Genomic DNA, 25,554 nt, shown 5'->3' with positions numbered 1-25,554 from the left:
TTCTACGATAATAGTTCCACTCCTGAATAGTTAAGCCGAACCATCTAAGTAAGCTTATCCGTCTCATGCACGTTACGCATATTGCTAAGACTGCAAGAATAAATTTTTCTAGCAGTGATTAAGGGTGGTACCGCGAACCAATGTTTATACAGCCTTTCGCCCCTTACAACACAATAACTGTGTTTGTAAGGCGTGGAAGGCTTTTTATATTGCTTTCGATTCGGAAAGGAGATTGTTTGCATGCTGTAAGATGTTAGAATTTTACAAATTCCAGACTGTCGTAGTTAAAACCACAATTACTATTTATTAAAAGGAGCTAATTATAATGATTACTGCCACAAAAACAATTAACGTATTTATCGCTGACCCACTAAGTGAGGATGGTATTTTCCCATTACGCCAGGAACAAGATTTAGATTTAAATATTATCGTAGACACTGGTCTAGCACCAGAAGAATTAATGACTAAAATTGCAGATGTAGATGTGTTACTTGTTCGTTCACAAACTACTGTGACACGAGAAGTAATTGAAGCCGCAAAAAGCTTAAAATTAATCGGTCGTGCTGGTGTAGGTGTCGATAATATTGACCTTACTGCTGCCACTGAGCATGGTATTATCGTTGTTAATGCTCCGGATGGTAACACAAACTCAGCCGCTGAACATACAATTGCCATGATGACATCACTTGCACGTCACATTCCACAAGCTTTTAATACACTAAAAAATGGGAAATGGGACCGTAAATCTTATGTGGGAGTAGAGCTAAAAAACAAAACTTTAGGTGTTGTAGGCTTTGGTCGAATCGGTGTTGAAGTAGCTTACCGCGCAAAAGGTCAACGTATGAATGTTATGGCATATGACCCTTTCTTAACTGATGAGCGTGCAAAAGAATTAGGTGTCACTAAGGCGTCAGTGGAAGAAATTTGTGAAGCAGCCGATTTCATTACTGTACACACACCACTTCTTCCTGAAACACGTAATCTCATTAATAAAGAAAAATTTGCGATGATGAAAGATGGCGTACGTATCATTAACTGTGCGCGTGGCGGTATTATTAATGAGGATGACCTATATGATGCTATCGTAGCAGGAAAAGTTGCTGGTGCTGCCCTGGATGTATTCGTATCTGAACCAGCGACAGACCATAAGCTTCTTACTTTACCTCAAGTAATTGCTACACCTCACTTGGGTGCGTCTACGATTGAGGCACAAGAGTCTGTAGCTGTTGATGTGTCAAATGATATTATTAAATTTTATAAAACAGGTACTGTGACAAATCCAGTGAATATGCCATCTATTCCGAAAGAACTTCTAGCACAAGTTGAACCTTTCTTTGAATTAGCGGAAAAACTCGGCTCATTCTTATCACAAGTAACAACAGAGCCCGTAAAAGAAATCAACTTATCTTATGCTGGGGAAGTAGCCAACTATGATGTCCGTCCATTAACTTCAAATGCATTAAAAGGTTTATTAGCTAAAAATCACGGTAATCATGTGAATGATGTCAATGCTCGCTACCTGTCTGAGCGTATTGGTATGAAAATTATTGAGCATAAAACGACAACAGCTAAGGGCTTTACAAGTTTAATTACCATCGAAATTATTACTGCGAATGAAACACACACTGTAGCTGGTACATTATTAAACGGCTTAGGTGCACGTATCGTCAAAGTAGAGGACTATGTTGTAGACGTTATTCCACAGGGTCATCTTCTTTACATTAAAAATACTGACAAACCAGGTGCAATCGGCCGTGTAGCAACTAAACTTGCGGAAAAAGATATCAACATCGCAACCATGCAAGTTGGCCGTGCCCAAGTTGGCGGAACAGCGGTTATGATGTTAACAATAGATAACGTTGTAACAAATGAGGATTTAGCATTTGTGGCACAGCTTGAAAATATTGATGAAGTAAAAGCCATCAATCTATAATATGTAAAGTGAAAAGCAGAGGGTTTCCTACTCTCTGCTTTTTTGGTAATTAATACTTTTATGAAGGGTAATCTGACGAACTTCGCAGGCATGGTCTGCCTTTTTAATATTTCTACAAAAAAATGTACTGCATCCTTGAAGGTGCAGTACATTTTTTTAAAGCTGTTTCACAAGTTTTACTAGGTCTGTTAAAGAGCTAATCTCATAGGTTGGTGTCACAGCTCCATTGGCCATATTATTATCGCGGTTAATCCATACGTTTCGCATTCCTACGCGAGAAGAGCCTAAAATATCAGTATTGAGATTATCGCCAACCATAATGGCATCATCCGCTGTAATGCCTGTTCTCTCCATCACATGCTCAAAAATAGAAGCGTCTGGCTTACCTTTTCCAAAGTCTCCTGAGATAATAATATGATCAAAATACGGCGCTATTTCAGGCGTAATTTCTAGCTTTAAATTTTGCAGACTAGGTGCACCATTGGTAAGTAAAACAAGCTGGTACTTCCCTTTCAATTCGTCTAACACAGTAAATGTATCTTCATATAAAAATGGTGATGCTTTGCGCTCAGCTACAAAGCGTTCTCCTAGCTCTGCTCCGAATTTTGCATCCTCTATACCAAGGGCGCTTAAACCTTTTGTCCATGCTGCCGCACGATAGCCCGGTACAAGCCTCTTCATGGCTTGAAAGGATTCAGTAGGGTCATCAAATGTTCCCCATAGACCTTCGAAAGGATTGATACCAATTAATACCGTATAGTCATACGTTTCATAGCCTTCGTATAACGCACGAGCCTCTTGACGAACTGCTTCTTCTAGCTCTGCAGAATTCACATTATGTATCGTAGCAGCATAGTCACATGTTTTTTCAAAAGCAGTTTTTACTGATTTTTTATCCCATAGTAATGTATCATCTAAATCAAAAATAATAGTGTTTATCGACATTTTGTCCGTACGCTCCTAGCTCCTGATTAATACTATTATTTTAGCATATTTTCAAAATATTTAGGATAACAAATTATGTCCAATTCCTCTCAAATCCCTTACACCTAAACATCTATCCAAAGAAGGCTGATGGACAGGACATTGCTCAATCAAAAAAACAAGCTGCGGGTAACTTCCACAGCTTATCATTTATTATTTGTTTTTATGACGTAAACGGTCCATTAAATTCTGGATATCGGCTCTTTTTTGTTCCGTTTCTTCTCTTAAAATCTCAATATGGTACATGCCATCTATTTCTTCTATCTGTACACGATCCCCAACAAGCACAGGCTTGTTCAAAGCTGACTGTAAAATAATAATTTGTTCTTCTTCCTCAGGATACTTTAAAAAAACAGCATAACCGTCTTCAATCCGATCTAAAGTATATTTAGTCGAGCTCACTAACAAGTTCCCCTTTCTCATTCCGTAATTGCGCAGCATCTCCATCATTTAACCAAATCTGTTTAGTGGTCCATTTTAAATAATTATCCCCTTCACGAGCATTAGCCCCGCTAGTAACATAAATAATTTTACCAGGTTGTAAGGATAGATTAGGAAAATTAAAGACTTGATTTCCTTCCAGAGAAATGAGCTGCCAATCGTTTAACGAAACAGCTTGTTGACCGTTATTTTTAATGCCTACAATTTCTGTCACTAAATCTTTGCTGACAATCTCAACAGCAGTTGTTGGTTCAACCGTGGATGGTTTTTTTTGAGTTACAGCCCTCTTTCCATTCACCGTGTAGTTTACCCCATTTGTTGCCACTGTAATCGTTCCTAAATCCGCAGTGGCATAGATGTTACTACCAATAGCTTGCAATCGATTTACTACTTCTGCATGTGGATGTCCATATTTATTATCTTCACCATAGCTTAATATAGTGACTTCTGGCTTCACTGCACGAATGAAATCTTCTGAGCTACTGGTATTAGAACCATGATGCCCTGCCTTCAGAACAGTAGCTGTTACATCATTTGACATCATTTCCTTCTCTAATGCTATGCCAGCATCTCCCGTTAATAAAAAGGATACATTGCCATAAACCACTTTTAAGACAATGGAAGCGTCATTATTATCGGTTGCATGTTCATTTGCATTTAAAACCTTCACCGTTACATCCTTATCAAATTCAATAAAATCTCCTGTTTTCGGCACATAATAAGGTATGTTTTTTTCATCAATCGCCATCAGCATTTCTTCAAAAGTTTGAGAAGTATGTACTTTGCCCGAATCATAAAATTGCTCAATAGGGATTGCATGTAACACTGGAATGAGCCCACCAATATGGTCAGCATCGGGATGTGTCGCCACTACCTTATCAAGTTTGTTCACACCAAGTTCCTTTAAATAAGAAACTACCTGTTGTCCTGCACCTTTCACACCAGCGTCAATAAGCATGGTTTTCCCATTTGGCGATTCAATTAATATGGAATCCCCTTGTCCCACATCCATAAAATGAACTCGCATTTCATCGCCAGCCGTTACAGGCACCCGCTCTGTCTTAATTGCTTCTGTACAGCCTGCTAATAAAAAAATGCAAAGGAGTACTACTATTAATTTTCTCATGTTACTAACTTCCTTTCTATTTTTCTATTATACAAAAAAGAGAGCTTCCCATGGGGCAGCCCTCCTTGTACTTTAAACAAATATCCACCATAAAACCATTGTAATCATGATTGTGACAATGCCCTGTAGTAATGTAGCAACGGTTTGTGCCTTATAAGCTTGAGTTACTTCCATTCCACTATACTGTGTAATTACCCAGAAGAAACTGTCGTTCACATGGCTAACCGTCATTGCACCAGCTCCAATGGCCATTACTACTAATGCTAATGGGACAGCGCCCTCAATGCCAAGTGTCACGAGCATTGGTGCTACTAAAGTAGACGTAATGACAAGCGCTGTCGTCGAAGATCCTTGAGCAGTTTTTAAGGCAGCTGCTACTATAAACGGTACTAGCAAGAACAAAGTACCTGATGCAAACATCCCCAAGTCCATTTCCTGTAGTATTTCTCCAACACCAGCATTTTTAATAACTGTTCCAAACGAACCACCTGCTCCTGTAATAAGTAAAATAGGCGCGGCTTCTTTTAAACTTTCACCAATCCAGCCCGTTAAGGTCGTTTCACTAATTTCAGGCAATAATAAAAAGGCAGCTGCTACACCTAAAAATAATGCTACTGTTGGCGAACCTAAAAACTTAAAAATCGTATTGAATGTTGATTCGGGATCACCCGCAAACGATGCTATTGAGCCAAGACCAATTAAAACAATAGGTAGAACGATTGGTAAAAAGGCTTTAAATGTTGAAGGCATTTTGCCAAAGGATTTAATGACTTCCTCATAATCTAATGCCTCTACCTCATCTTGGGGTACACGAATTTTGGTTGCAACTTTCACTGACCACATATAGCCTACAAATGTAGCAGGTATAGCTACTAATAAACCAATGACAATAACTGTCCCTAAATAATTGGCCGCCCCAATATTTCCAGCTGCTGCGATGGGACCTGGTGTAGGGGGTACTAATACATGTGTTGCAAATAACCCCGTCGCTAAAGCTACAGCCATGGATGCAATCGTTACATTAGCCCGTTTTGCTAATGATTTTTGCAAACTCGATAAAATAATAAAACCTGAATCACAAAATACTGGGATAGATACGATGTAACCAATTAAAGACATCGCAAGTTGTGGACGTTTTGGACCAACGATGCGTAAAACTACTTCTGCCATTCGATAGGCAGCGCCTGATTTCTCTAAAATTAAACCTATAATTGTTCCAGCGATAATTACTAAGCCAATGCTCGTCATTAGACCACCGAAGCCAGTGTTAATACTTTCTACCACTGTTAATAGTGGCATTCCCGAAGCAATTCCAACGAAGAAGGCGCTAATTAATAACGCCAGAAAAGGATGTAGCTTTAATTTGGCCGTGCCCCATACAACAAACAATACTCCTAGTAAAATAATGATGAATAACATCTAGTCATCCCCCTTTTGTATGTAAAGCTCAAAGATTTGCTTAGTTTTTAAACGAATAAAATAAGCGGGTTCTCGCATTGCCTGCTCAGTAGTAATCTCCTCATCTACTAATGTCTCCACAACACTAAAATACTTTTGAAGTGCAGGTTTAGCCATACTATCAATGTCTCCTGACAATAAAACTGCCTCTACATGTGCTAAAGCAGCCGCTTTAGCAACCCCTAATGGAGCCTTACCATGTAATGTTTGGAGATCCGACTTCCCTTCACCCGTTATTACCAACTGTGCGGCTGCTAAGTGATCCTGTAACTGGACAGCATCTATGACAATATCAATTCCTGCATGAAATGTCCCGTTTAAAAATGCGATTAATGCGCCACCTAATCCTCCTGCAGCTCCCGCTCCTTGATAATCGTGCAATCGAATAGCAAACTGTTGCTCGATGATATCTGCAAAATGCTTTAAGCAGTTATCAAAATGTGTAATTTGATAGTCCTGCACACCTTTTTGAGGGCCAAATATAGCTGTTGCTCCTCGTTCACCAATGAATGGATTATCCACATCACAGGCAATGGTAAATATCGCTCCTATCAATCTTTCATCAAGTCCACTTATATCTATTGCAGTTAATTCCATTAAACTCGAAATACCATCCTCTAAATCTGAGCCATCTTCCTTTATAAATCGCACACCTAATGCCTTGAGCATGCCAATCCCTGCATCATTTGTGGCACTTCCACCAATACCGATAATAAATTTTCTAAAGCCTCGGTCGAGTGCCGCCTTAATTAATTGGCCAGTACCATACGTTGTAGCAAATTCAGGGTTTTTCTCATGGTCTTGTAGCAACATGATGCCAGATGCCTGAGCCATTTCAATCACGCATGTTTCTTTATCACCCAATACACCATACTGTGCTTGTATGTCTCTTCCTATTGGATCTAGCACTTCCGTTGAAAAATACTGACCACCCGTAGAGGCAATAAGTGAATCAAGTGTCCCCTCGCCACCATCTGCAACCGGTAGAATAATAGTTTCTATTGATGGATTTACATCCAGAATGCCTTGCTGCATGGATTTCGCTACTTCAACTGCCGATAGAGTACCCTTGAAGGAATCTGGACTAATAATGACTTTCATACAATACCTCCACTTATGTCGCCTATTGACACTTACGTAAATTTTCAAATTCCTTAGTTAAGCGCTTACAAATTATTATAATGACAATAAATTCAGAAAACATTATAATAAATGTACAATTTATCTGTCCTATAACAGACTGTTTTTTATCCGAGGTGTATAAACATGTTGACCAAAAAATTAGCAGATGAAATCGTACATCAAACAATGTTACGCTTACGTCACAATATTAATGTCATTAGCCCTACTGGTGTTATTTTAGCTTCTGGAGATAAGATGAGGGTGGAGGATATTCACGAAGGTGCAGTTTACGTAGCACAAACAAAAAAAACGTTGATTATTAATGAGGATAATATAGAATTGTATCCAAATACCAAGCCTGGCATTAATATGCCTATCCTGTATCAGGATGAAGTTGTAGGTGTTATTGGTATAACTGGAGATTCAGAAGAAATGCTTGAAATCGCCAATCTTGTTCAATTAACGACAGAGATCATGACACATCAAGCACTCGTCGAGTCTAAAAGCGAGTGGCAACGGAAGAATAATGACTACATATTCGAGGCACTCGTTCATGGAAGTAAGCTTGATGCTACTTTAAATAAACGAATTCAGAAATTACCCTTTTCACTAATAGCACCCTTCCAAGTTATTTTAGTGAGTTTACATGAAACATCTTATTTAGAAAATAGGATGCCATTCTTTTTTGAAGATTTATTTTATAGACAGCCTATTCTAGCTGGACATAGCCAATTACAGGAGTATTATATACTGCTAACATATCGCCAGGAACAAAACTATCAATCCATTATAAAAGCTTTAAGAAAGAAAAAACAAAAACTTCCTTCCTTACAAATTGGTATTGGTCCTGTTGTGCAGCAACTTTCGCAACTTCCCTATAGCTATCAGGGAGCTAGAACAGCACTTGAATTTGCTACCATCCATAACGAGATTACCTTTTTCGAAGATGTAGAGTTATTTTCTCTTTTTAAACATCGTGAATCAGAGGAGGTACAAGCCTTCCATCACCGAATACTAAAAAATATCAACGCAAAACAATTGGAAACATTACAATCCTTTTTTGACTGCAATTTACAGTTAAAGCTTTGTGCACAGCAACTAAATATCCATCGCCATACACTTACTTATCGATTAAATAAAATAAGAGAGTTAACTGGCTATGACCCACAATATTTTGAAGATGCTGTTATATTGCAAATGGCGTGTACATTAAGAACTTTATAAAATAAAGGCGATCTGAATAACTCAGACCGCCTTTATTTTATATTTTGTATAACTCATCTAAAAACTCAATTTTTTTCCCGATAGCCTCTTCAAAGGTCATAATATAGGCGGCAGGATCCTTTGGATTGTGGAATTGCGTGATTTTTCCTGTTTCAGGATGAACAAATTTAGAAGATGCCCCACAACCAACCCCTAAGATTGTCTGTACTTCTTCCATAATTACAATATTATAAATACTCTCTTCACCAGCTTTACTATAGCCAACATTTTCAAGATTACCTAAAATATTTTTTTGGCGATATAAATAATATGGAACATAGTCATTTTCCTTTGTCCAATCTTGTGCCATTTGCATCATTTCAGCAACTGTATCACGATCCGCCACTTTATATTTATCTTTATTGCGAGTCATTTCAGATGCACGTTTAAATGATAATGTATGGACAGTCAATGACTCAGGCTGCATCTTAGCTGATTCCACCAACGAATGCTGGAATTCTTCAATACCTTCATTTGGTAAACCAATAATGAGGTCCATATTTATATTGTTCATCCCTGATTCACGAGCAAGCCAAAATTTATCGATTGTTTCTTGAACTGTATGATGACGACCAATTGCTTTTAACGTTTCATCTGTATAAGATTGTGGATTTACACTAATACGATCAATTCCCCATTTTTTAAGAACTTCTAATTTTTCCGGTGTAATCGTATCTGGCCTTCCTGCTTCAACTGTAATCTCTCGAATTGTTTCAGGATTTGGGAAAGATTCATACATCGTCTGGTATAAGGCATCCATTTCATCTGCTTCAATGGAAGTTGGTGTACCGCCTCCCCAATAAATAGACGTGATCTTCATATTATTGTTTTTGAGCCATTTCCCCATTTCGCGTAATTCAATATGCAAGCCATCTAAAAATGTATTTACACGACCTTGCTTACGGTTACTTCCTATCGCATAGGCTGGAAACGTACAATAGGCACATTTTGTTGGACAAAATGGAATGCCGATATATACACTAATCTCTTGCCCAATTTGATCAATATCTGGAATGGTTACTAATTGTCGTTCCACGATATCTTTTAAAAGTGCCACCTTTTCCTCAGACAGGCGAAAATCTCGAATTAATAGCTCAGCAATTTCTTGCTCCCCTTTTCCTTCTTTTCTAAACTTGTGATAGAGCTTAGTCGGACGAACTCCTGTTAAAATCCCCCATTGCTGGTGTACCCCTGTATGCTGCTCGAGAACATCTAAAAATACATGAGATAATGCTCGTTTCATACGTATATTGAGTTCACGACCCGTTGCAGCTGATTCATATTGGATGCTGTAATTATTTGTATATTGTTGTCCATCTACAGTTAATATTGCTTTTGTAGAAATAGTAAAATTCTCTTCAACGTCGTACGTAAATGAAACCGACATATCTGCTTCCTCCGGCTCCACTCGCAGCTTGGAATCCTCAAAAAATAAATTCGCTATATGATTTAATACGCGAATCCAATCTTCGGGATATTTTTGATCTATGTGAATCATTTTCATATTGTTTCGCTCTCTTCTTTTCTTATTCCATATATATTGCAGACTTAAGTTTAACAAATTTATATGACTTTAAGCAAAGTAACAATAGGGAATTACAAAAAACAGAATATTCAGTCTATATATAGACAAACTAATTTTTTATCATTATAATTTTTACAAAAGGTGGTGTTGATAGTGTTTCTTTTAAAAAATAATAAACGTCCATTCATTTCGAGTTTTATTCATCAAGTAGAGGTAGCATTCCACCATTTTGACTTAGCGCGATGTGATGAAAAAACATTATATGTCACTGTATTATTTAAGTATGGGACACATAATGTGATTTGTGACTTTATCTACATCATTGACCAACAAGACATGTATGGAGCTATTTCTATCAACAAGCACTATGAGAAAGCTAGGGCATTTGTTAAACAGCACTTCCAGCAGCTTTTATTGTATTCAGATGAAATGATATTAGCTAATAACTTTATGAATACCGTGTCTTTCAAGTATTGCCTGCAACAATTCGTAAAAAGATATCCGACTTTTAATTCTTCCAAAATAGTCTCTTGAACATAAAACTAGTATGCCACAAAAAGTTGGCATACTAGTTTCAAATTTATTTCAAATATTCTTCAATGAATTCAACAGGGACATAAGTTTTCGTATCTTTCAAAGAGGGTGCTACTGACAAAGTGCGTAATGATTTGTTGTAACCAAACGCTTTTTCACCACGTGTGATTGTATAAGATTCATTGCCCTTCGTTAGAATAACCGTTTTACCTTTTGATTCTACTTGAAAGCCAAGCTTTTCTGCAATGCTACGTAAAGGCACCATTGTTGTTTCAGCTACCATATAATAATCCGTGGCAATGATCGTATTAATTTCCTCATCTATTGGACTTAAAGAAATTTCAGAATTGTCGTCTAGAACAATTACTTTCGATGGTGTTGTTTGTGCAGGAATACTTTTAGTAGATGCTGTATAGAAAACAGCTAAATGCTTTTCTACTAAATCTTTTGATGTTACTTTTTTACCTTTTGCGTTGACTAGCTCTGTTTCTTTACCGATATTTAATTTTAAAATATCATATGTGTTTGTTAAGTCATCAAAGAAATAATCCACTTCTACAAACCCAACTTCTTTTGAATCTACAATAATAATCTCTGGATTGAATTGCGGTGGATAGATATATTTTTGTGGTTTATTTGCAAAGGTATACGCCACTACCTGATCGCCTTCTTTAAGCTCTACTTTTTTACCAGTATTATCATACACAAGAGTATCTTTTGTAATTTCTAGTATATTTGTTTGCTCTCCGTCTTTAACAGTGTAATATGTAATGTCTTTACCAACGCGAACATCTTCAACTGTTCCATGTGTTTGATTGAAAATGTGTACTGGATCAATTTGAATTTGTGGAATTTCAACTTCATCTTTTTGCTCATTTGCCGAAGCAACAGGTATCATAACACTCCCCATTAATAATGCAGACAAAGCTACAGGTGCTAATTTTTTCATATACATAAAATATCTCTCCTTATTGTTTGGGTTCATAGGAGTAGTAGTTTCAATGGGGAAAAAGTTTCATCACCTATAGAGAATTTAAAAAAGAGGTGACAGTAACTACTGACACCTCTTACATTTATTCTTTTACGAGTTCACTCAAACCTGTAATATCTATTCCATTTAATGCTTGGGTAGCAAGACGGTCTGCTTCTGAATTGTCCTTGCGAGTGATTAGCTGGTAGTCCGGTTGAATAGTAAGCTGTGCTAATTTGGCATCAATCTTATCTGCCCAACCGACTAAATCCTTTTCTAATGCTGCCCATTCCCCCCTTAATTGGTTGATAACTACTTGGGAGTCGCCTTTAATTTGGACAGGTAGATGATGGACATTTAGCAATTCTAGCTCTACTACACCTAAATAAAGCGCAGCATACTCTGCTTCATTATTAGATGTAAGCTCGGATGAAAAAGCATTTCTTCTTAAACGATAAGGCTTGCCATTTTGTTCATAGTAAATAGCACATCCAAGCCCTGCCTGTCTTGTCCCCCGATCAAAGCCTCCATCGAAATAGACAATGATATTATGCGGCTCTGTATCTATTTCTTTTAGATAGGCTTTGAGCTCTTTTATTGTCCAACTTGTATCTTGACGATCCAAGCAATGAATGGACTTGACTCTTCCGGTCTTTTCCATATCCTCTGCTAGTAATAGCGCTTGAGCAGCAGGCATCTCTTCTGAACGTAAAACAGTGGTGGCTCCTTTCGGTGTTTTATAGGTCCATTCAATGAATACATACATAGATAAAACCTCCAATACAATCGACTAGTGTATATAAAGTAAAAACGTGCTCCGATTAGCGGATACACGTTTTCCTCTTACTTGTATATGTGCAATTCCTCAGACAATTATTCCTTACTATATGAATGATTTATTGAATATCCTCATATAGGCCTTGAATTGGCTTTATTAAAATACGATTTACTTCCTCAATCACTTTACTTAATTTCATTTCTGCCTCAAGCATAGCTGAAATCTTTTCATTTTGCTGTACAAGCTGAGATGCCTTTTGAGCATAAACAAGTTCATCCTCCAATAATTCCTCTCCAGCTAATTGTTTCTTTTGTAATTCAATTTGAATTTTACGGAAGTTTTTAAAGACATTTAACGCCTCTTCATCACTCTTTACAACTTCAATCGCCGCTTGTAAAGCCTCAAACTCTGGGGTCTTACGGAAAGTTGCCTCTAGTGCATTAATGTCATTATAAATATTAACCATTTATACAATCTCCTTTTTAAATAAAATTAACAATTAAACCTTGCACAATTCCAATCAATCCACCAAGAACTGCACCTAATACGGTAATCATTTTAAATTCACGTTTTGAAATACCTAATACAAGTTCCTCTAATTTCTCAACAGGGAAAGAATCCACTTGCTCACGAACAACTTCTTGTAAATTTAAACGTTTAAGTACATCTTCTAGTTTTTCCTCTGCTTTGACAAAAGCTTTGTCAATTGCTTGTGGAATGACCGAATTTTTCATCCATTCGTTTCCTTCAGGCCAATAATAAGAAATAGGTTGATTTAAACGTTCGGCGACAGCTAATTGTTCTTTTACATACATTTGTAATTTCGATAAAATCGGATCAAACTGCATGTCTTGTAAAAAGTCCATCGCTGGTCGATCTTTTAATTTTTCCCATTCTTGCGTAAATATTTTTGTTAATAATGTTGACGTGCCCGGAGCTTGTAAAAATTTTACGAGCTCACGTTGAACTTTTCCTACAAGGGACGATGAATCACCTAAAAACATATTGATCATACCACCAAATGATCCTTTTGATGATAAGAAATCATCAATCATTGCTTTAATTGTCATTTCACCTTCAGGTGATAAAAAGTAATCCTCGCCTTTTTCTAGTATATGACTGACTGCTACAGGAATCTTGGCATCAAGAGTATCCTGCATATCTGACGATAGCAGTGTACGAATTGATTTTGTTGATAGTGTATTCTTCACTGATGCAAATTGTCCCTCAACAATTGCTTCAACTTTCTGCTCAATCGTAGCTGGCATATGAGAAAACCCCGCAATATTTAACCAATCTTGAATGGTTTTATCATTTGTAAAGATGGTTTCCTCTACTTTCGTTTGCACAAACTGTTCAACCTTCTCTTGAATATCCTTCGAGAAAAATTTCTTTCTAAATGTTTCAGGAGTTAATAAATAATTTACAACGGTAAGACCAAGCTGTTTTGCTAATTCGTCACGTCGTTTTGGAATAAGACCAGGTGTAAATGGAACGCGCCAGTTTTTAATATATATTGCGTTATGTGGACGAAAAAGCATTTTAATGGCTAGGTGATTGGTAACGCCTCCGATTGCTGCGCCTATAATTGCCATAAAAAGTAATGTCACTATAAAATTATCCATTAGTATCCTCTCATTTCAGTTGTATTCACGATTGGCGTTTCTTGTCGCCTTCTGCACTTATTATAGCAGAGCAATGATTTCCAACGAAAGAAATACCCCCTTTAGATTTCAGCATAAACGTGAATAGTTGCAAAATTACCATTATCCTTGAATAATATGAACTACATATTATAGAAATGAGGTTTTATGATGATTCAGCATTTTAGTTTTAAGCCATTATTTGAAAATACCCAACTTCCAGGGTGGACTATTGCATTTTTTTATCAACGTGAACGCTACTCTGCTGAATATTTAAAAGATGGCACTATTCAATGGACGGGACCAACACCACCAAACGAAGAGGATGTTAAAAAAATGATTCATGAGTTAATGCTATTCCATGTATATGATTAAAAACTATAGTAATTTTTTCGCTTACCTCCCACATAAAAATACCTATATTTACTATATATAGCACGTCCTTTATGCTAATTATGTTGATACATGTTGAAATTCCTATATATTTCTTATACATTAAGGTTAGCAATTAAATAGTATATGTTTTTTATGCAGGGGGCCATTTCAATGAGTAAAGTCACGCTTTCAGATGACTTAAACAGTTATCATTCAAAAGCATTAATACGTGTAAAAGTAAAAGAATTCTTTTCAGAATTTTCCGCAAAAATATTCGAATTAGCTGACGAAGCTGGTAATTTAGATATTAAAAAATTTGAAGCCATTTCGGGTATTAATGGCGATTTCTATAATGAATATTGTAGTCAACTAAAAGGTTTCTTTGACTCTTCTGCTAGCACTTTTGGTAAAAAATCAATTAAAACAATGTACTTTACTTATAACGGTAAAAATTATATGTTGACTCAGCAAGGTATTACGGAAAAGGCACCAGTATCTATAGCACCATTTACGGGTGATTTACCTTTAAAAGAATCCTTTCATGATGTGGAGAAGGCATGTTTAAAATTACGTTTCCAACAGGAATAAACTTAGAAGGAGCAGTCACATGTGAGACTGCTCCTTCTAAGTTTTTTTCACAAAAAAAAGGAAAGTCCCAATTAATTATCGAGTCTCTCCTTTAGCTATACAAAATAATTCATTTAAAAAAATCCGCAAGTAAACGCACTCTTGAGATTTTTGACGTGTCGTATTATATGAGATGCAAAATGCTTCTTTCCCTAAACAAACTATCTTTGCTCAATTTTAAATTAGCATATTGCAATGGCGTTGACAATTACTTTACTTTTGATTCTACCTATTTTTTTTAAACGGGATTGAAAATCAACTGAAAAAGTTGTTGTCAATATTTGTGTTTTTCTTTTAAATAACTTATTATTGAAACATCCAACAATTTTTTAAATCATAGGAGGTGTACACTTTGTTTACTTCCCTCATTTGGGCGGGAACAAAGGAATTATTTGGACGGAGACATATTGGAGATAACCATTAGGTTGGCGGCATTCGCCCTACTAATTATAATGACAGGATTTTTCGTTGCAACAGAATTTGCAATCGTTAAAGTGAGAACTACACGTATCGATCAATTGCTCGCAGAAGGGCATAAGAAAGCGAAAAATGCAAAACGTGTTGTTTCAGATTTAGATGAGTACTTATCTGCATGTCAGTTAGGTATTACCATTACTGCACTCGGTTTAGGTTGGTTAGGTGAACCTACATTCGAAATTATTTTGCACCCAGTGTTTGAATTTCTAAATTTGAATGGTAGTATAACATCTATCCTTTCATTTATACTTGCATTCTCAATCGTTACGTTTATGCATGTTGTTATTGGGGAATTGGCGCCAAAAACATTAGCCATCCAAAAAGCAGAATTTGTCACATTAAACTTTTCTGGCGCTTTAATTTTATTCCACAACATTACGTATCCAGTCATAAAGTTATTAAACGGATCTGCCCGTGGCTTAACTGGCCTTTTCGGCTTAAAAATGATGTCAGAATCAGAAGTAGCTCATACAGAGGAAGAACTACGTATGATTTTATCGGATAGTTTAAAGGGTGGAGAAATTAATAACGCAGAATATGAATATGTAAATAGTATTTTTGAGTTCTCAGATCGCCTTGCCAAGGAAATAATGGTTCCTCGAACAGAGATTGTTGGCATTGAAAAAGAACTGACTATAAAAGAAGTATTTGATTTAATGGGTGTTGAGCAATATACTCGTTACCCGATTATTGACGGCGATAAAGACCATATTATTGGTCTAGTTAATATGAAACATTTATTAACCGCTTACATTAAAGACTCGAAAAATGGGGATAAACCAGTTATTGACTATATGCAGCCTATCATTCGAGTGATGGAAACAACGCAAATTAACGATTTATTACTCAAAATTCAACGTGAACGTATTCATATGGCCATTTTAATGGATGAATATGGCGGAACATCTGGTTTAGTGACGATTGAAGATATTATTGAGGAGATTGTCGGCGATATTCAAGATGAATTCGACGAAGATGAAATCCCGGAAGTACAAGAAATTGCAGATAATCATTTTATTTTAGATGCCAAAATGCTTCTTGAAAATGTGAATGATATGCTAGGTACTGACATAGAAGATGATGATATTGATACTATCGGTGGTTGGTTTATGACAAAACGCTTCGATGCAGTCGAAGGAGACAGCATTCAGGAGCAAGGTTATGAATTTATTGCAAAAGAATTAGATGGTCACCATATTTTATACTTAGAAGTTCTGAAGTTACCTGAAACTGATTTATCAAATGAATTTGACGCCGTTACGGAGTAAGATTTCATTGCTTTGTATGATTGAGCGTGCTACTATTAAAGGCAAACTTATATGATTCATGCTATAAATATGGGCTTTTTCTCACACCTTATATAGGTGGGAGTTAATACCGTGATAATAGATAAAAACGACTCCCTTTTAATAATAGGGAGTCGTTTTCTAATGTCAGAAAATTTTGCGAGGGGGAAACAAAATGGAGCTCTATACAAATTTACGTCAAGGGGAAAAAGGCGCTTGGTTATCCATTGGTACTTATTTAATCCTAAGCTCCATCAAACTAACGATTGGCTATATCGGCACCTCGGAGGCATTAAAAGCTGATGGTTTAAATAACACTACGGATATTATCGCATCCATCGCCGTATTAATTGGGTTACGAATTGCGCAAAGGCCACCTGACTCTAATCATCAATATGGGCATTTGCGAGCTGAAACCATTGCCTCTTTAGTAGCATCATTTATCATGCTTGTTGTTGGTCTCCAAGTTTTAATCAATTCTTTAAAAAGCTTATGGGCACCATCCGGCACAACTCCTTCCCTCTTAACCGCATTTGTAGCAATAGGTAGTGGTGCTGTCATGTATATCGTTTATCGCTATAATTTGGCACTATCTAAAAAAATAAAAAGCTCCGCTGTCAAAGCAGCTGCCTTTGATAATCGATCAGATGCATTTGTTAGTATTGGCACAGCAATAGGAATCTTTGGAGCAATTTTTGGTTTTCCAATTATCGATTCTCTTACGGCCCTTATTGTTGCTGTTTTAATTATTAAAACAGCAGTAGAAATTTTTTGGGAAGCTGTTCAAAGTCTTACAGATGCATTTGATATCGATGAAGTGGAAACGTTATCCGTCCTAATTCGGAATGTGGACGGTGTAATCGAGCTCCTAGACTTTAAAGGCCGTGCTCACGGTAATATGTACTTTATCGACATAACCGTAACTGTTGACCCTTATTTAAATGTTTTTGACAGTCACCGTATTACTGAAGAAATAGAACGTACCATCTTGCGAGAAAATCGGTTTTGTCAGGTTCTCGTGCATATCGAACCACATATTGAAATAATCCCCCCTCAAAACGATGAAAAGTCTCCTACCAGTTGATTGGTAGGAGACTTATTTTTATTTTATAGCGATATAAACTTCCACCTGCGCCTCTTGAGGGTTTGCGCAACGTTCATCATACAATTCAAAGTCACCAGTATATGTTCGTTCCACCTCAGAATTTGCAAACCATGCCCAAATTTCTTGCCATGTTTGGATAACAATTTCTGGCATTTTCCCTTTATGTGATGTGAATACTAAATATTTAGCTGCTGGAATAGTCTTAATAACCCACTCAGGTGATGCGTCATTCATCTTTGAAGCTTCTACACCAATTGTAATTGCATAATTTCCATTTACATCGGTTTCATAGTCCGAATACAAACCGTACACATTTTGATTATCCAGCTTAGATAATTGGTCAACAATATTTTTTTCATAAAAATCCTGCCATAATTGCGGGATCTTGGCTTGTGCTGTCAGTTCATTTGCATTGCTTGTTTTCGTCGAAATTCCTATGATTTGGAATGCTTCTCTTTTTATAATCTTTGGTTCTGACCACTCCTGTTTTCTCCATCTTTTTAAGCTTGGCAAAAAAGATGTAAGCATAGTACGGGCCTCGTTTGCAGGCATGCCATCTCCCTTTAGATGTGGCACACAAATATCAATCATTTCTTCAACGGTTAAATTAGGTTGTTTAAAGCTCCCCTCCTCATAACAATATGTACAATAGTCTTGATTTTTGTGACCTTCTTTTTCCGTTCCTAATAAAGCCTCATCTGTTAGAGGCATTCCACAGCTTTGACAATAGCTTTGCATCATTGTTGATTCCACCCTTCGCTTTATTTGTCCTTACTATAGCAAAGGAAACCTGACAACTGTCTGTCAACTATTATCCGGATTATATAATTGAGCAATTTCATGCGCACGTTTTTGAAGTATGTCCCTTATGTGGGGCGGCTCTAATACTTTTATGCGATTGCCAAAACTAAGTAAAAAACCGTAAAGCCACTCATCCTCTGGTATAGATATATAAATTTTGTCCTGCCCATGATCAACATATGCTACTCCAAAAGATTCTTCCACTAATGTTGTTACAGCCGTATCAAAACTAATTACTAAATCGACTACGTTTTGTGGCTGATACCATTCCTTCCCCCATGGAAGTTCACTTAAATTAATTTCCTTCCGCTCAAAGTGTAAATCTTCTTGCATTAAGTTCTTTATTCTTGCCAGTTTAAATAGACGAAAGTCCATTCTTAATGTGCAATAGCCGTATAAATACCAAGTCTTCCCTTTTTGAACTATTGTATGAGGTTCCACTACTCGCTTTGTTAACTCTCCATGCGCCGTGGTATAAGTAAAGCTTACACAATGCCTATTTTCTATAGCACTTTTTAAACTCGTAATATGTTCTTTAAACAGGATGTTTGGCCCCCATGGACTCAGATCCACAAATAAGTGGTCAATGGTTTGTGTTACATGATCATCTGCAATACTTGTTAGCTTTTCGAGAACAGCTAATGCGTGTGAATCTTCATAGGTAGTCAAAGCACTTTTAATGGCAATTGTCAGAGACGCAAGCTCTTCCTTTGTTAAAACCTGTTTATCTACACGATAGCCATCTATTAAGCTAATTCCTCCGTGCACCCCTTGTTGGCTAATAACTGGTATCCCTGCACAGCTTAGCGTTTCAATATCTCGATAAATAGTACGGACCGACACATTAAATAATTCTGCTAATTCTTGTGCTGTTACCTTTTTTCTATTGATTAATATCATTATCATTGTTAGCAGACGCTCTAATTTCATAGCGAAGCCCCTTTCTTAGAAGATCTTATTTTTTTCTCAGCAAAATGCATTTTAATTACTATCATCCTATATTTTTAAGTATTTTTTAAGTACTTTTTGAGTTTTATTTAAGACAAATGTACTATAATAACGCCTGATTAATTATTACAATCATTATACTATTTTTACAATATAAGAAAAAATATTACTTTTAAAAGTCAATCTCTTACAACATTTAATTCCTACTAAATATAAACTGTTTCAATTTTTTATAAGAATAGTTTGATACATAAACGCCTAAACAATTATTTCAATTCTCTTAACACAAATAAAAAACTTCTTTCTTCTATATAATGAACGGCGAATACTTTCTAAGAAAGGATTTGGCGTGATGTGACACCCCCACAGGATTACTAACTCTCGCCTGTGGAAGACCTACTACAAATTGCTTTATTCTAGTATCAAATTTTTAATAGAGAAATTAAGTGATTTTATCTTTTCATGCCCTTTCAGTATATATAGAAAGCCTTTTCAACCAAAATGAACTAGAGTTTAATGGTTTTTAATTTAATTGTAAAAAGGAGAGTTTGATGTGATTCGAGCCGTTTTAATAGACAATGAACCTTTAGCTTTACATTATTTTCAAAATAAATTACAAGTATTTCAACAAATTCAGGTTATCCAAACCTTTACTAGTGTAGAAGTATTTCTTAATGAGCTGCCCTCGATAGAATTTGAGGTTCTATTCTTAGAGGTAAAACTCAAAGAACTTTCTGGACTTGAAGTAGCAGACATGATTAAAACAGAGCGTCCACATGTCAGTGTTGTTTTTATTACTTCCTATCATGAATTTGCTTTACAGGCTTATGAAATTGGTGGGCTTGACTATTTATTAAAACCTATCAGCCATGCTCGTTTAGAAAAAACGGTGACTCGTATTGAGCATGAATTTTCAATACAACAAATGCTTCAACAGGCAACTCAAACGTTATTAAACGTACAATGCTTTGATCAATTTGCTGTTTATAGCAATAAAAGCTTAGTGGCATTTAAAACCGAAAAGACGAAGGAATTGTTTGCTTATTTTATTTTGCATCCAAATATCCCGATTCACCGAGATTATTTAATTGAAATACTTTGGCCAGATTTAGATTATGTAAGAGCCAAATCAAATCTTCATACAGCTTTGTCGTACTTACGAAAAACATTAAATACAATTGGCTATGAAAACTGTATTGTTTTTTCAAATAAATACTATATTTTTGAAAAACCAAGTCTCGTGTGTGACTTATATGATTTTCAAAAACTTCATGAGGATTTTTCACGATTAGAATTTCCTTCTATATCTTTAATTCATCAATGTCTAGCAATTTATAAAAATGGTTTATTTGTATTCGATGATTATGAATGGGCAAAAGCCTATAAGGATAGATTAACGAAATCATACATAGAGTTATTAGAAAAAGGGTTCCAAACTACCGTTTTTTCAGATACTGATAAAGCAATTGAATTTTTACATGCTTTGTTAGAATATGATCCCTATAATGAACAAAAGCTTGAGCACTATTTATACACATTAATTCAGGCGGGTCTTCATGAGCAGGCGCACAAAATTTTCCTAACGTATAAACAAAAACTAAAAGAGGATTTAGCATTACCTCCAAGTTCTACTTTATTAGAGATATCGAAAAAATTATTTGTGGAAAGTAAATAACCACACTAAAAACGACGGGCTCCTACACATTGTAGAAACTCGTCGTTTTTGCTTTAGCTACCGCTTCCCTCTGTCAAACCATGCTTAACCGCATATAGAGCAGCCTGGGTACGATCTTGTACTTGTAATTTTGTAAATATATTAGAAATATGAGTTTTAACTGTTTTTTCTGTAACAAACAATGAGGATGCAATTTCTCGATTACTTTTCCCTTTTGTTAGCTCTGCCAGCACATCCTGCTCACGAGGTGTTAATGGATTTAACGAATGTGGGGCATTCTGTGCCTCCTGGCGATCCATTTCAAGTGTAGTTGTAGCCTCTGGGTGTAATGTATTTTCGCCACGCATAATGCGACGAATTGATAAAACCAATTCATCTGGCTCAATATCTTTCAATTGATAGCCTGCTGCCCCTGCCTCCATTGCAGGGACAACATGGTCCCTATCTGAAAAGCTTGTCAGCATTAAAATCTCTATTTTTGGAAATTTTGCTTTAATGCGCTTTGTCGCCTGTATGCCGTCCAACTCAGGCATCACTAAATCCATTAAAATAATATCTGGTTGGATACTTTCTGCTAATGATACGGCTTCATGTCCATTTTTTGCCTCTCCAACAACCTCAATATCTTTTTGTGTCTTTAAGAAAAACAATAATCCTCGACGCACTACGTGATGATCGTCTGCAATTAATACACGTATCATGTCCTCTCCCCCTTAGTATGGCAAGCGGATTAGCAGTTCCGTACCTTTGCCCATTTCACTTACCCAGTCAGCAGTGCCACCCACTGATTTTGCACGGTCCTTAATGGATTGTAAGCCCATTGACAATAGCTTCGTATTATTGTCAATGACAAACCCTCGTCCCTCATCGCGTATAACCAATAAAATATCTGTAGACGTGACGGTAATATAAAGTGCTGCCTCTAAAACACCAGCATGGCGTCGCACATTATTTAAAGCCTCTTGAGCTACTCGAAATAATGTCTCTTCAATGCGCGATGGAAATTGTAGGACTCCTGAAACCGTAACATGTAATTTTAAGCCAAGCATCTCAGCATATACTTTTATCGCTTCCAGTAAGCCATTTTCCAATCCCTTTGGTCGTAGCTGCCAAATCAATGCTCGCATCTCTGTAAGCGCATCCTGAGTTAAATGCTGTATCTCTTTAAATGTTTCTTTCACATCACTATCCTGTGTCATTTCAATACCAGCTCTCGCCGTTAGCGTAACCGAAAATAATAGTTGATTGACAGAATCATGTAAATCCCTTGCTAGACGGTTGCGCTCCTTTACAAGGGCCATTTCTTGCTCTTGTTTCGTCAGTAAAATTCGCTTTATAGCAGAACCCATCTGAAATGCTACTGACTCCAATAGAGCTAGCTCCTCTTCAGAAAAACGTACCGTATCCTTAGAAGCTACATTTAGTACACCAAAACGTTCCTGCCCTGATTGAAGGGGCACAGTGGCATGATGGGTAATTCCTTCATGATCCCCAACATTAGCTGCGATTGCACTTTCAATACGTTGACATTCAATAATATTAGATGCCTTTTTTAGCTCCTCATTACGATAACGAGATACACACCAGCAGCCACCTTTATTTAAATAGTGACAGTTTTTAAATTCCAATGCCTCAGGTAAATTTTCATGAACAACAAGCTCCGAGCGTCCCTTTGCATCAATAAAAAAAATCCAGCCTGTTTCAAAATTCGTGCCATTTAAAAATTGGATAAGGGCCCCTTTTAGCATCGTAACGATTTCAGTTTCTTCATTTAATAGTTCTGCAATTTCCTTTAATATACTTATATTGGAATGCTCATTTTCCTTCACGAAAACACCTCTTCTTTAGCATTACTATTATTAATGATACCATTAAGGCGTTAGGCTCGTCTTCATTAGCCGTTCATACTTTAGACTGAAATTATCTTCCTTATTTTGCGTAAGTTAATTTACATATAAAACTAGAACAACTATAATCGTACAAGTAGTGTTTTTATAAAGGGGAGAATTGATATGTCTAAAAAAGAGGAAAATGGCTTATTATTTATATGGATAGTATCTGCTGTAGCTACACTTGGTTCATTATACTTTTCTGAAATTCGTCATTATGAACCGTGTAAATTATGTTGGATACAGCGTATTTTTATGTACCCGATTGTCATTATGGCCACTGTAGCCTTTATACAAAAAAATGCTCGTATTGCTGTTACAACAGCGGTTTTTTCTGTTATCGGAGGCTGTATCTCACTCTATCATTATGGCATTCAAAAGCTTAGCTTTTTAGCGGATAGTGCCCCTTCTTGTGGCGCCGTATCATGTACAGGACAATATATTAATTGGTTAGGCTTTATTACTATCCCATTTTTAGCATTAACTGCATTTATTTTAATTGCAGGGGCAAGCTTCTATTTAATCAAAGCTACAAAAGCTGTAAAATAATCAAAAGACCGTGTTCTACCATTAGAATACGGTCTTTTCTACGGAGGAAGATCAATGTTTCTTTATGCATTTAATGAAGATAACTTAACGATTGAGGAACTTTTACGTAATCACTGGCGACTAGGTAAAAAGCTCGTACATGAATTACGTATGGCAAAAGCTATTACTTTAGAGAATGATGAACTTGTTCAATGGAATACTCCTTTACAAGTCGGCACTATTGTCAAATTTACATTCCCAATCCCAGCGTCTAGCTATAAACCAACACCTGTTTGTGCGATTGATATAGTCTATGAGGATGATCATTGCTTAATCGTATCGAAGCCAAAGGGTATGGCAACTCACCCTAATGATGACCGAGATACCCATACATGTATGAACCATGTTATGGCACATATTCAAGAACAAGGTGGTATTTATGCAGAGCATGTCCATCGATTAGATAAAGGGACACAAGGTTTATTACTTGTAGCCAAGCATCCTTTAGCGAAATCAATTTTCGATCGAATGATTGAAGAAAAATCTATTATTCGGACATATGCAGCGGAAGTACAAGGAAATATACGCTCCTCATCGGGTACCATTTCTGAATCTATTGGTAAGGATCGCCATCACGCTTCTAGACGTGTCGTGTCGCAAACTGGACAGCATGCAGTGACCCATTATGAAGTCGTTTCACGCTACAAGAATTCTTGTGTGGTCCATTTGATTCTTGAAACTGGTCGAACACATCAAATCCGTGTACATCTAGCCTACATCGGTCATCCCATTATTGGTGATACTATGTACGGCGCAAGAGAAACTGCTAGTGGTGATTATGAACTCCATGCTATCCAATTAGAATTTGACCATCCATTTTTAAATAAACGCATTACCGTCAAGGACGAACAATTATCAAAAAATCCCGCTTCTCAATAACGAGAGCGGGATTTATATATAGAACTAAAAATCAAATTTGAAATGATCTGGATCTTGCCCAAATCGTTGATTACGATTTAATGACGCTATCTTTTCCATTTGAGTCTGTGTTAATTCAAAGTCAAAAATCTGTGCATTTTCTTCAATTCGACTTGGTGTCACTGATTTAGGAATAATTAATGTGTCATTTTGTAAATGCCAGCGTAACACTACCTGAGCAGTGGTCTTGCCGATTTCCTTGCTAATTTCTAAGATAGTAGAATCATCAAGTACGCCACCTCGCCCTAACGGTGACCATGCAGTGACAGCAATCTGATGTTCATGGCAATATGCACTTAATGCTTGTTGCTGTAAATACGGATGCATTTCCACCTGATTAACCATTGGAGCAATATTGGCCTTTGCTAGTATTTTTTCTAAATGATGCTCATGATGGTTCGACACACCAGTTGCTCGAATTAGTTTTTCATCGTATAGGCGCTCAATAGCGCGATAAGTTTCCTCAAATGTTTCTGGAACAGCCCAATGTGTCAAATATAAATCTACGTAATCCATCTTAAGTTTCTTTAGCGATACTTCAAAAGCCCGTAAGGTTTCATCATATCCTTGGTCATTATTCCATACTTTTGTGGTAACAAAAATATGCTCACGTGGTATACCTGAATAACGGATAGCTTCTCCTACCTCTGCTTCATTCCCATACAAAGATGCTGTATCGATAGCTCTATAACCAAACTTCAGCGCTGTATCGATGGATTGTAATGTTTCTTCATGATCTGTCATTTTATAAACACCTAAGCCGAAACGAGGCATTTCTACTCCATTTGATAATGTTTTCGATGATTGTAAATACACGAATCACTACCCCTTTCTTTTTCCTAGTACCATTATACAAAAAATTGGATTTAAGAAAAATAAGGAAGCTACTGTTATTTACCACTATTCATCCTTTTCCTCGATACTTTCCAATTGAATAGGATCTGCAATACGCTCATCATCCGCAAGCTCTAGACCATCACGTAAATGTTCCATTTGTTTGCCCAAATCTTTTAATTCCTTCATATCTCTCGCCATCGTACCATTTTCAATGTTTGGCACCTTTTTTTTCATACTAATCACCTCCTTAA

General features: G+C 36.6%; 26 protein-coding genes and 1 other annotated feature (1 of these 27 running past the window's edge). Of the genes, 10 read left to right on the top strand and 16 right to left on the bottom strand.

Annotated features, from left to right (window positions below; translation table 11 throughout):
- Nucleotides 1-167, top strand: a binding site (T-box leader) (it extends 74 nt beyond the left edge of the window).
- Nucleotides 168-325: 158 nt separating this feature from the next.
- Nucleotides 326-1,933: a phosphoglycerate dehydrogenase gene (serA, locus tag ACP3VS_RS11575; RefSeq protein WP_012292172.1), complete on the top strand. Its 1,608-nt coding sequence runs from the start codon at nucleotides 326-328 to the stop codon at nucleotides 1,931-1,933.
- A 156-nt stretch (nucleotides 1,934-2,089) separates the two neighbouring features.
- Here serA and ACP3VS_RS11570 read toward each other — a convergent pair whose 3' ends face one another.
- The 5 genes from ACP3VS_RS11570 to ACP3VS_RS11550 all read right to left on the bottom strand — a co-directional run bounded on the left by ACP3VS_RS11570 (nucleotide 2,090) and on the right by ACP3VS_RS11550 (nucleotide 7,043).
- The gene (locus tag ACP3VS_RS11570) at nucleotides 2,090-2,878 is read right to left on the bottom strand and encodes an HAD family hydrolase (RefSeq protein WP_012292171.1); all 789 of its coding nucleotides are present in this window, start codon (nucleotides 2,876-2,878) and stop codon (nucleotides 2,090-2,092) included.
- 192 nt (nucleotides 2,879-3,070) lie between these two features.
- Entirely contained in the window at nucleotides 3,071-3,319 is a 249-nt protein-coding gene (locus ACP3VS_RS11565; RefSeq protein WP_012292170.1) for a DUF3006 domain-containing protein, read from the bottom strand.
- Nucleotides 3,306-4,484, bottom strand: coding sequence for an MBL fold metallo-hydrolase (locus tag ACP3VS_RS11560; RefSeq protein WP_012292169.1), 1,179 nt, complete (start codon nucleotides 4,482-4,484; stop codon nucleotides 3,306-3,308). Before ACP3VS_RS11560 ends, ACP3VS_RS11565 begins: the two co-directional genes overlap by 14 nt.
- Nucleotides 4,485-4,556: 72 nt before the next feature.
- Nucleotides 4,557-5,903, bottom strand: coding sequence for a GntP family permease (locus ACP3VS_RS11555; RefSeq protein ID WP_426388768.1), 1,347 nt, complete (start codon nucleotides 5,901-5,903; stop codon nucleotides 4,557-4,559).
- The gene (locus tag ACP3VS_RS11550) at nucleotides 5,904-7,043 is read right to left on the bottom strand and encodes a glycerate kinase (protein ID WP_426388766.1); all 1,140 of its coding nucleotides are present in this window, start codon (nucleotides 7,041-7,043) and stop codon (nucleotides 5,904-5,906) included. It abuts the gene before it with no gap.
- A 165-nt stretch (nucleotides 7,044-7,208) separates the two neighbouring features.
- On the opposite strand from ACP3VS_RS11550, the gene ACP3VS_RS11545 reads away from it, so the two are divergent.
- Nucleotides 7,209-8,288: a CdaR family transcriptional regulator gene (locus tag ACP3VS_RS11545; protein WP_012292166.1), complete on the top strand. Its 1,080-nt coding sequence runs from the start codon at nucleotides 7,209-7,211 to the stop codon at nucleotides 8,286-8,288.
- 37 nt (nucleotides 8,289-8,325) lie between these two features.
- On the opposite strand, the gene ACP3VS_RS11540 is transcribed toward ACP3VS_RS11545, so the two are convergent.
- Nucleotides 8,326-9,831 carry a coproporphyrinogen III oxidase gene (locus ACP3VS_RS11540; protein ID WP_012292165.1) on the bottom strand — a complete coding sequence of 502 codons (1,506 nt, stop codon included), beginning with the start codon at nucleotides 9,829-9,831 and terminating at the stop codon, nucleotides 8,326-8,328.
- 174 nt (nucleotides 9,832-10,005) lie between these two features.
- On the opposite strand from ACP3VS_RS11540, the gene ACP3VS_RS11535 reads away from it, so the two are divergent.
- Nucleotides 10,006-10,386, top strand: coding sequence for a hypothetical protein (locus ACP3VS_RS11535; RefSeq protein WP_012292164.1), 381 nt, complete (start codon nucleotides 10,006-10,008; stop codon nucleotides 10,384-10,386).
- Nucleotides 10,387-10,432: 46 nt separating this feature from the next.
- Here ACP3VS_RS11535 and ACP3VS_RS11530 read toward each other — a convergent pair whose 3' ends face one another.
- The 4 genes from ACP3VS_RS11530 to ACP3VS_RS11515 form a co-directional block, all read right to left on the bottom strand.
- Complete coding sequence (locus ACP3VS_RS11530; protein WP_031418253.1) at nucleotides 10,433-11,341, bottom strand: copper amine oxidase N-terminal domain-containing protein; 909 nt, start codon at nucleotides 11,339-11,341, stop codon at nucleotides 10,433-10,435.
- 118 nt (nucleotides 11,342-11,459) lie between these two features.
- Nucleotides 11,460-12,122, bottom strand: coding sequence for a ribonuclease H family protein (locus ACP3VS_RS11525; RefSeq protein WP_031418252.1), 663 nt, complete (start codon nucleotides 12,120-12,122; stop codon nucleotides 11,460-11,462).
- Nucleotides 12,123-12,252: 130 nt separating this feature from the next.
- A complete protein-coding gene (locus ACP3VS_RS11520) occupies nucleotides 12,253-12,600 on the bottom strand; it encodes a YlbF family regulator (protein ID WP_426388762.1) in 348 nt (115 codons plus the stop codon).
- Nucleotides 12,601-12,616: 16 nt separating this feature from the next.
- Complete coding sequence (locus ACP3VS_RS11515) at nucleotides 12,617-13,759, bottom strand: DUF445 domain-containing protein (RefSeq protein WP_012292160.1); 1,143 nt, start codon at nucleotides 13,757-13,759, stop codon at nucleotides 12,617-12,619.
- A 189-nt stretch (nucleotides 13,760-13,948) separates the two neighbouring features.
- On the opposite strand from ACP3VS_RS11515, the gene ACP3VS_RS11510 reads away from it, so the two are divergent.
- The 4 genes from ACP3VS_RS11510 to ACP3VS_RS11495 all read left to right on the top strand — a co-directional run bounded on the left by ACP3VS_RS11510 (nucleotide 13,949) and on the right by ACP3VS_RS11495 (nucleotide 17,626).
- Complete coding sequence (locus tag ACP3VS_RS11510) at nucleotides 13,949-14,152, top strand: YheE family protein (protein WP_031418249.1); 204 nt, start codon at nucleotides 13,949-13,951, stop codon at nucleotides 14,150-14,152.
- Between the two features lie 171 nt (nucleotides 14,153-14,323).
- The gene (locus ACP3VS_RS11505; protein WP_036160476.1) at nucleotides 14,324-14,740 is read left to right on the top strand and encodes a hypothetical protein; all 417 of its coding nucleotides are present in this window, start codon (nucleotides 14,324-14,326) and stop codon (nucleotides 14,738-14,740) included.
- Nucleotides 14,741-15,204: 464 nt separating this feature from the next.
- Nucleotides 15,205-16,524, top strand: coding sequence for a hemolysin family protein (locus ACP3VS_RS11500; RefSeq protein WP_031418246.1), 1,320 nt, complete (start codon nucleotides 15,205-15,207; stop codon nucleotides 16,522-16,524).
- A 193-nt stretch (nucleotides 16,525-16,717) separates the two neighbouring features.
- Nucleotides 16,718-17,626 (top strand): cation diffusion facilitator family transporter, encoded by a 909-nt coding sequence (locus ACP3VS_RS11495; RefSeq protein WP_036165451.1) that lies wholly within the window; start codon nucleotides 16,718-16,720, stop codon nucleotides 17,624-17,626.
- Nucleotides 17,627-17,644: 18 nt separating this feature from the next.
- On the opposite strand, the gene ACP3VS_RS11490 is transcribed toward ACP3VS_RS11495, so the two are convergent.
- Together ACP3VS_RS11490 and ACP3VS_RS11485 are read right to left on the bottom strand one after the other, a co-directional pair.
- Nucleotides 17,645-18,388: an effector binding domain-containing protein gene (locus ACP3VS_RS11490; protein WP_232900804.1), complete on the bottom strand. Its 744-nt coding sequence runs from the start codon at nucleotides 18,386-18,388 to the stop codon at nucleotides 17,645-17,647.
- Nucleotides 18,389-18,451: 63 nt separating this feature from the next.
- Nucleotides 18,452-19,378, bottom strand: coding sequence for a helix-turn-helix transcriptional regulator (locus ACP3VS_RS11485; RefSeq protein ID WP_197150338.1), 927 nt, complete (start codon nucleotides 19,376-19,378; stop codon nucleotides 18,452-18,454).
- A gap of 571 nt (nucleotides 19,379-19,949) precedes the next feature.
- Between ACP3VS_RS11485 and ACP3VS_RS11480 the strand changes: the two genes are divergently transcribed.
- Nucleotides 19,950-21,071 (top strand): response regulator, encoded by a 1,122-nt coding sequence (locus ACP3VS_RS11480; RefSeq protein WP_012292152.1) that lies wholly within the window; start codon nucleotides 19,950-19,952, stop codon nucleotides 21,069-21,071.
- 53 nt (nucleotides 21,072-21,124) lie between these two features.
- Here the strand turns inward: ACP3VS_RS11480 and ACP3VS_RS11475 are convergent, their stop codons facing one another.
- Together ACP3VS_RS11475 and ACP3VS_RS11470 are read right to left on the bottom strand one after the other, a co-directional pair.
- Entirely contained in the window at nucleotides 21,125-21,772 is a 648-nt protein-coding gene (locus tag ACP3VS_RS11475) for a response regulator (protein WP_008173403.1), read from the bottom strand.
- Nucleotides 21,773-21,784: 12 nt separating this feature from the next.
- Nucleotides 21,785-22,900, bottom strand: a complete 1,116-nt coding sequence (locus tag ACP3VS_RS11470; RefSeq protein ID WP_197224064.1) for a GAF domain-containing sensor histidine kinase — start codon at nucleotides 22,898-22,900, stop codon at nucleotides 21,785-21,787.
- 183 nt (nucleotides 22,901-23,083) lie between these two features.
- Here ACP3VS_RS11470 and ACP3VS_RS11465 point away from each other — a divergent pair, with 183 nt between their 5' ends.
- Together ACP3VS_RS11465 and ACP3VS_RS11460 are read left to right on the top strand one after the other, a co-directional pair.
- Nucleotides 23,084-23,509 carry a disulfide oxidoreductase gene (locus ACP3VS_RS11465; protein WP_012292150.1) on the top strand — a complete coding sequence of 142 codons (426 nt, stop codon included), beginning with the start codon at nucleotides 23,084-23,086 and terminating at the stop codon, nucleotides 23,507-23,509.
- Nucleotides 23,510-23,563: 54 nt separating this feature from the next.
- The gene (locus ACP3VS_RS11460; protein WP_332291325.1) at nucleotides 23,564-24,427 is read left to right on the top strand and encodes an RluA family pseudouridine synthase; all 864 of its coding nucleotides are present in this window, start codon (nucleotides 23,564-23,566) and stop codon (nucleotides 24,425-24,427) included.
- Between the two features lie 24 nt (nucleotides 24,428-24,451).
- Here the strand turns inward: ACP3VS_RS11460 and ACP3VS_RS11455 are convergent, their stop codons facing one another.
- Nucleotides 24,452-25,282, bottom strand: a complete 831-nt coding sequence (locus tag ACP3VS_RS11455; protein WP_012292148.1) for an aldo/keto reductase — start codon at nucleotides 25,280-25,282, stop codon at nucleotides 24,452-24,454.
- Nucleotides 25,283-25,366: 84 nt separating this feature from the next.
- Nucleotides 25,367-25,537, bottom strand: coding sequence for a hypothetical protein (locus tag ACP3VS_RS11450; protein ID WP_012292147.1), 171 nt, complete (start codon nucleotides 25,535-25,537; stop codon nucleotides 25,367-25,369).
- Nucleotides 25,538-25,554: the final 17 nt, after the last annotated feature.

The sequence above is a fragment of the Lysinibacillus sp. VIII_CA genome, assembly GCF_049943995.1.
GTDB classification, from domain to species: Bacteria; Bacillota; Bacilli; order Bacillales_A; family Planococcaceae; genus Lysinibacillus; species Lysinibacillus pinottii.
This window is presented reverse-complemented; position numbering and strand designations above follow the sequence as displayed.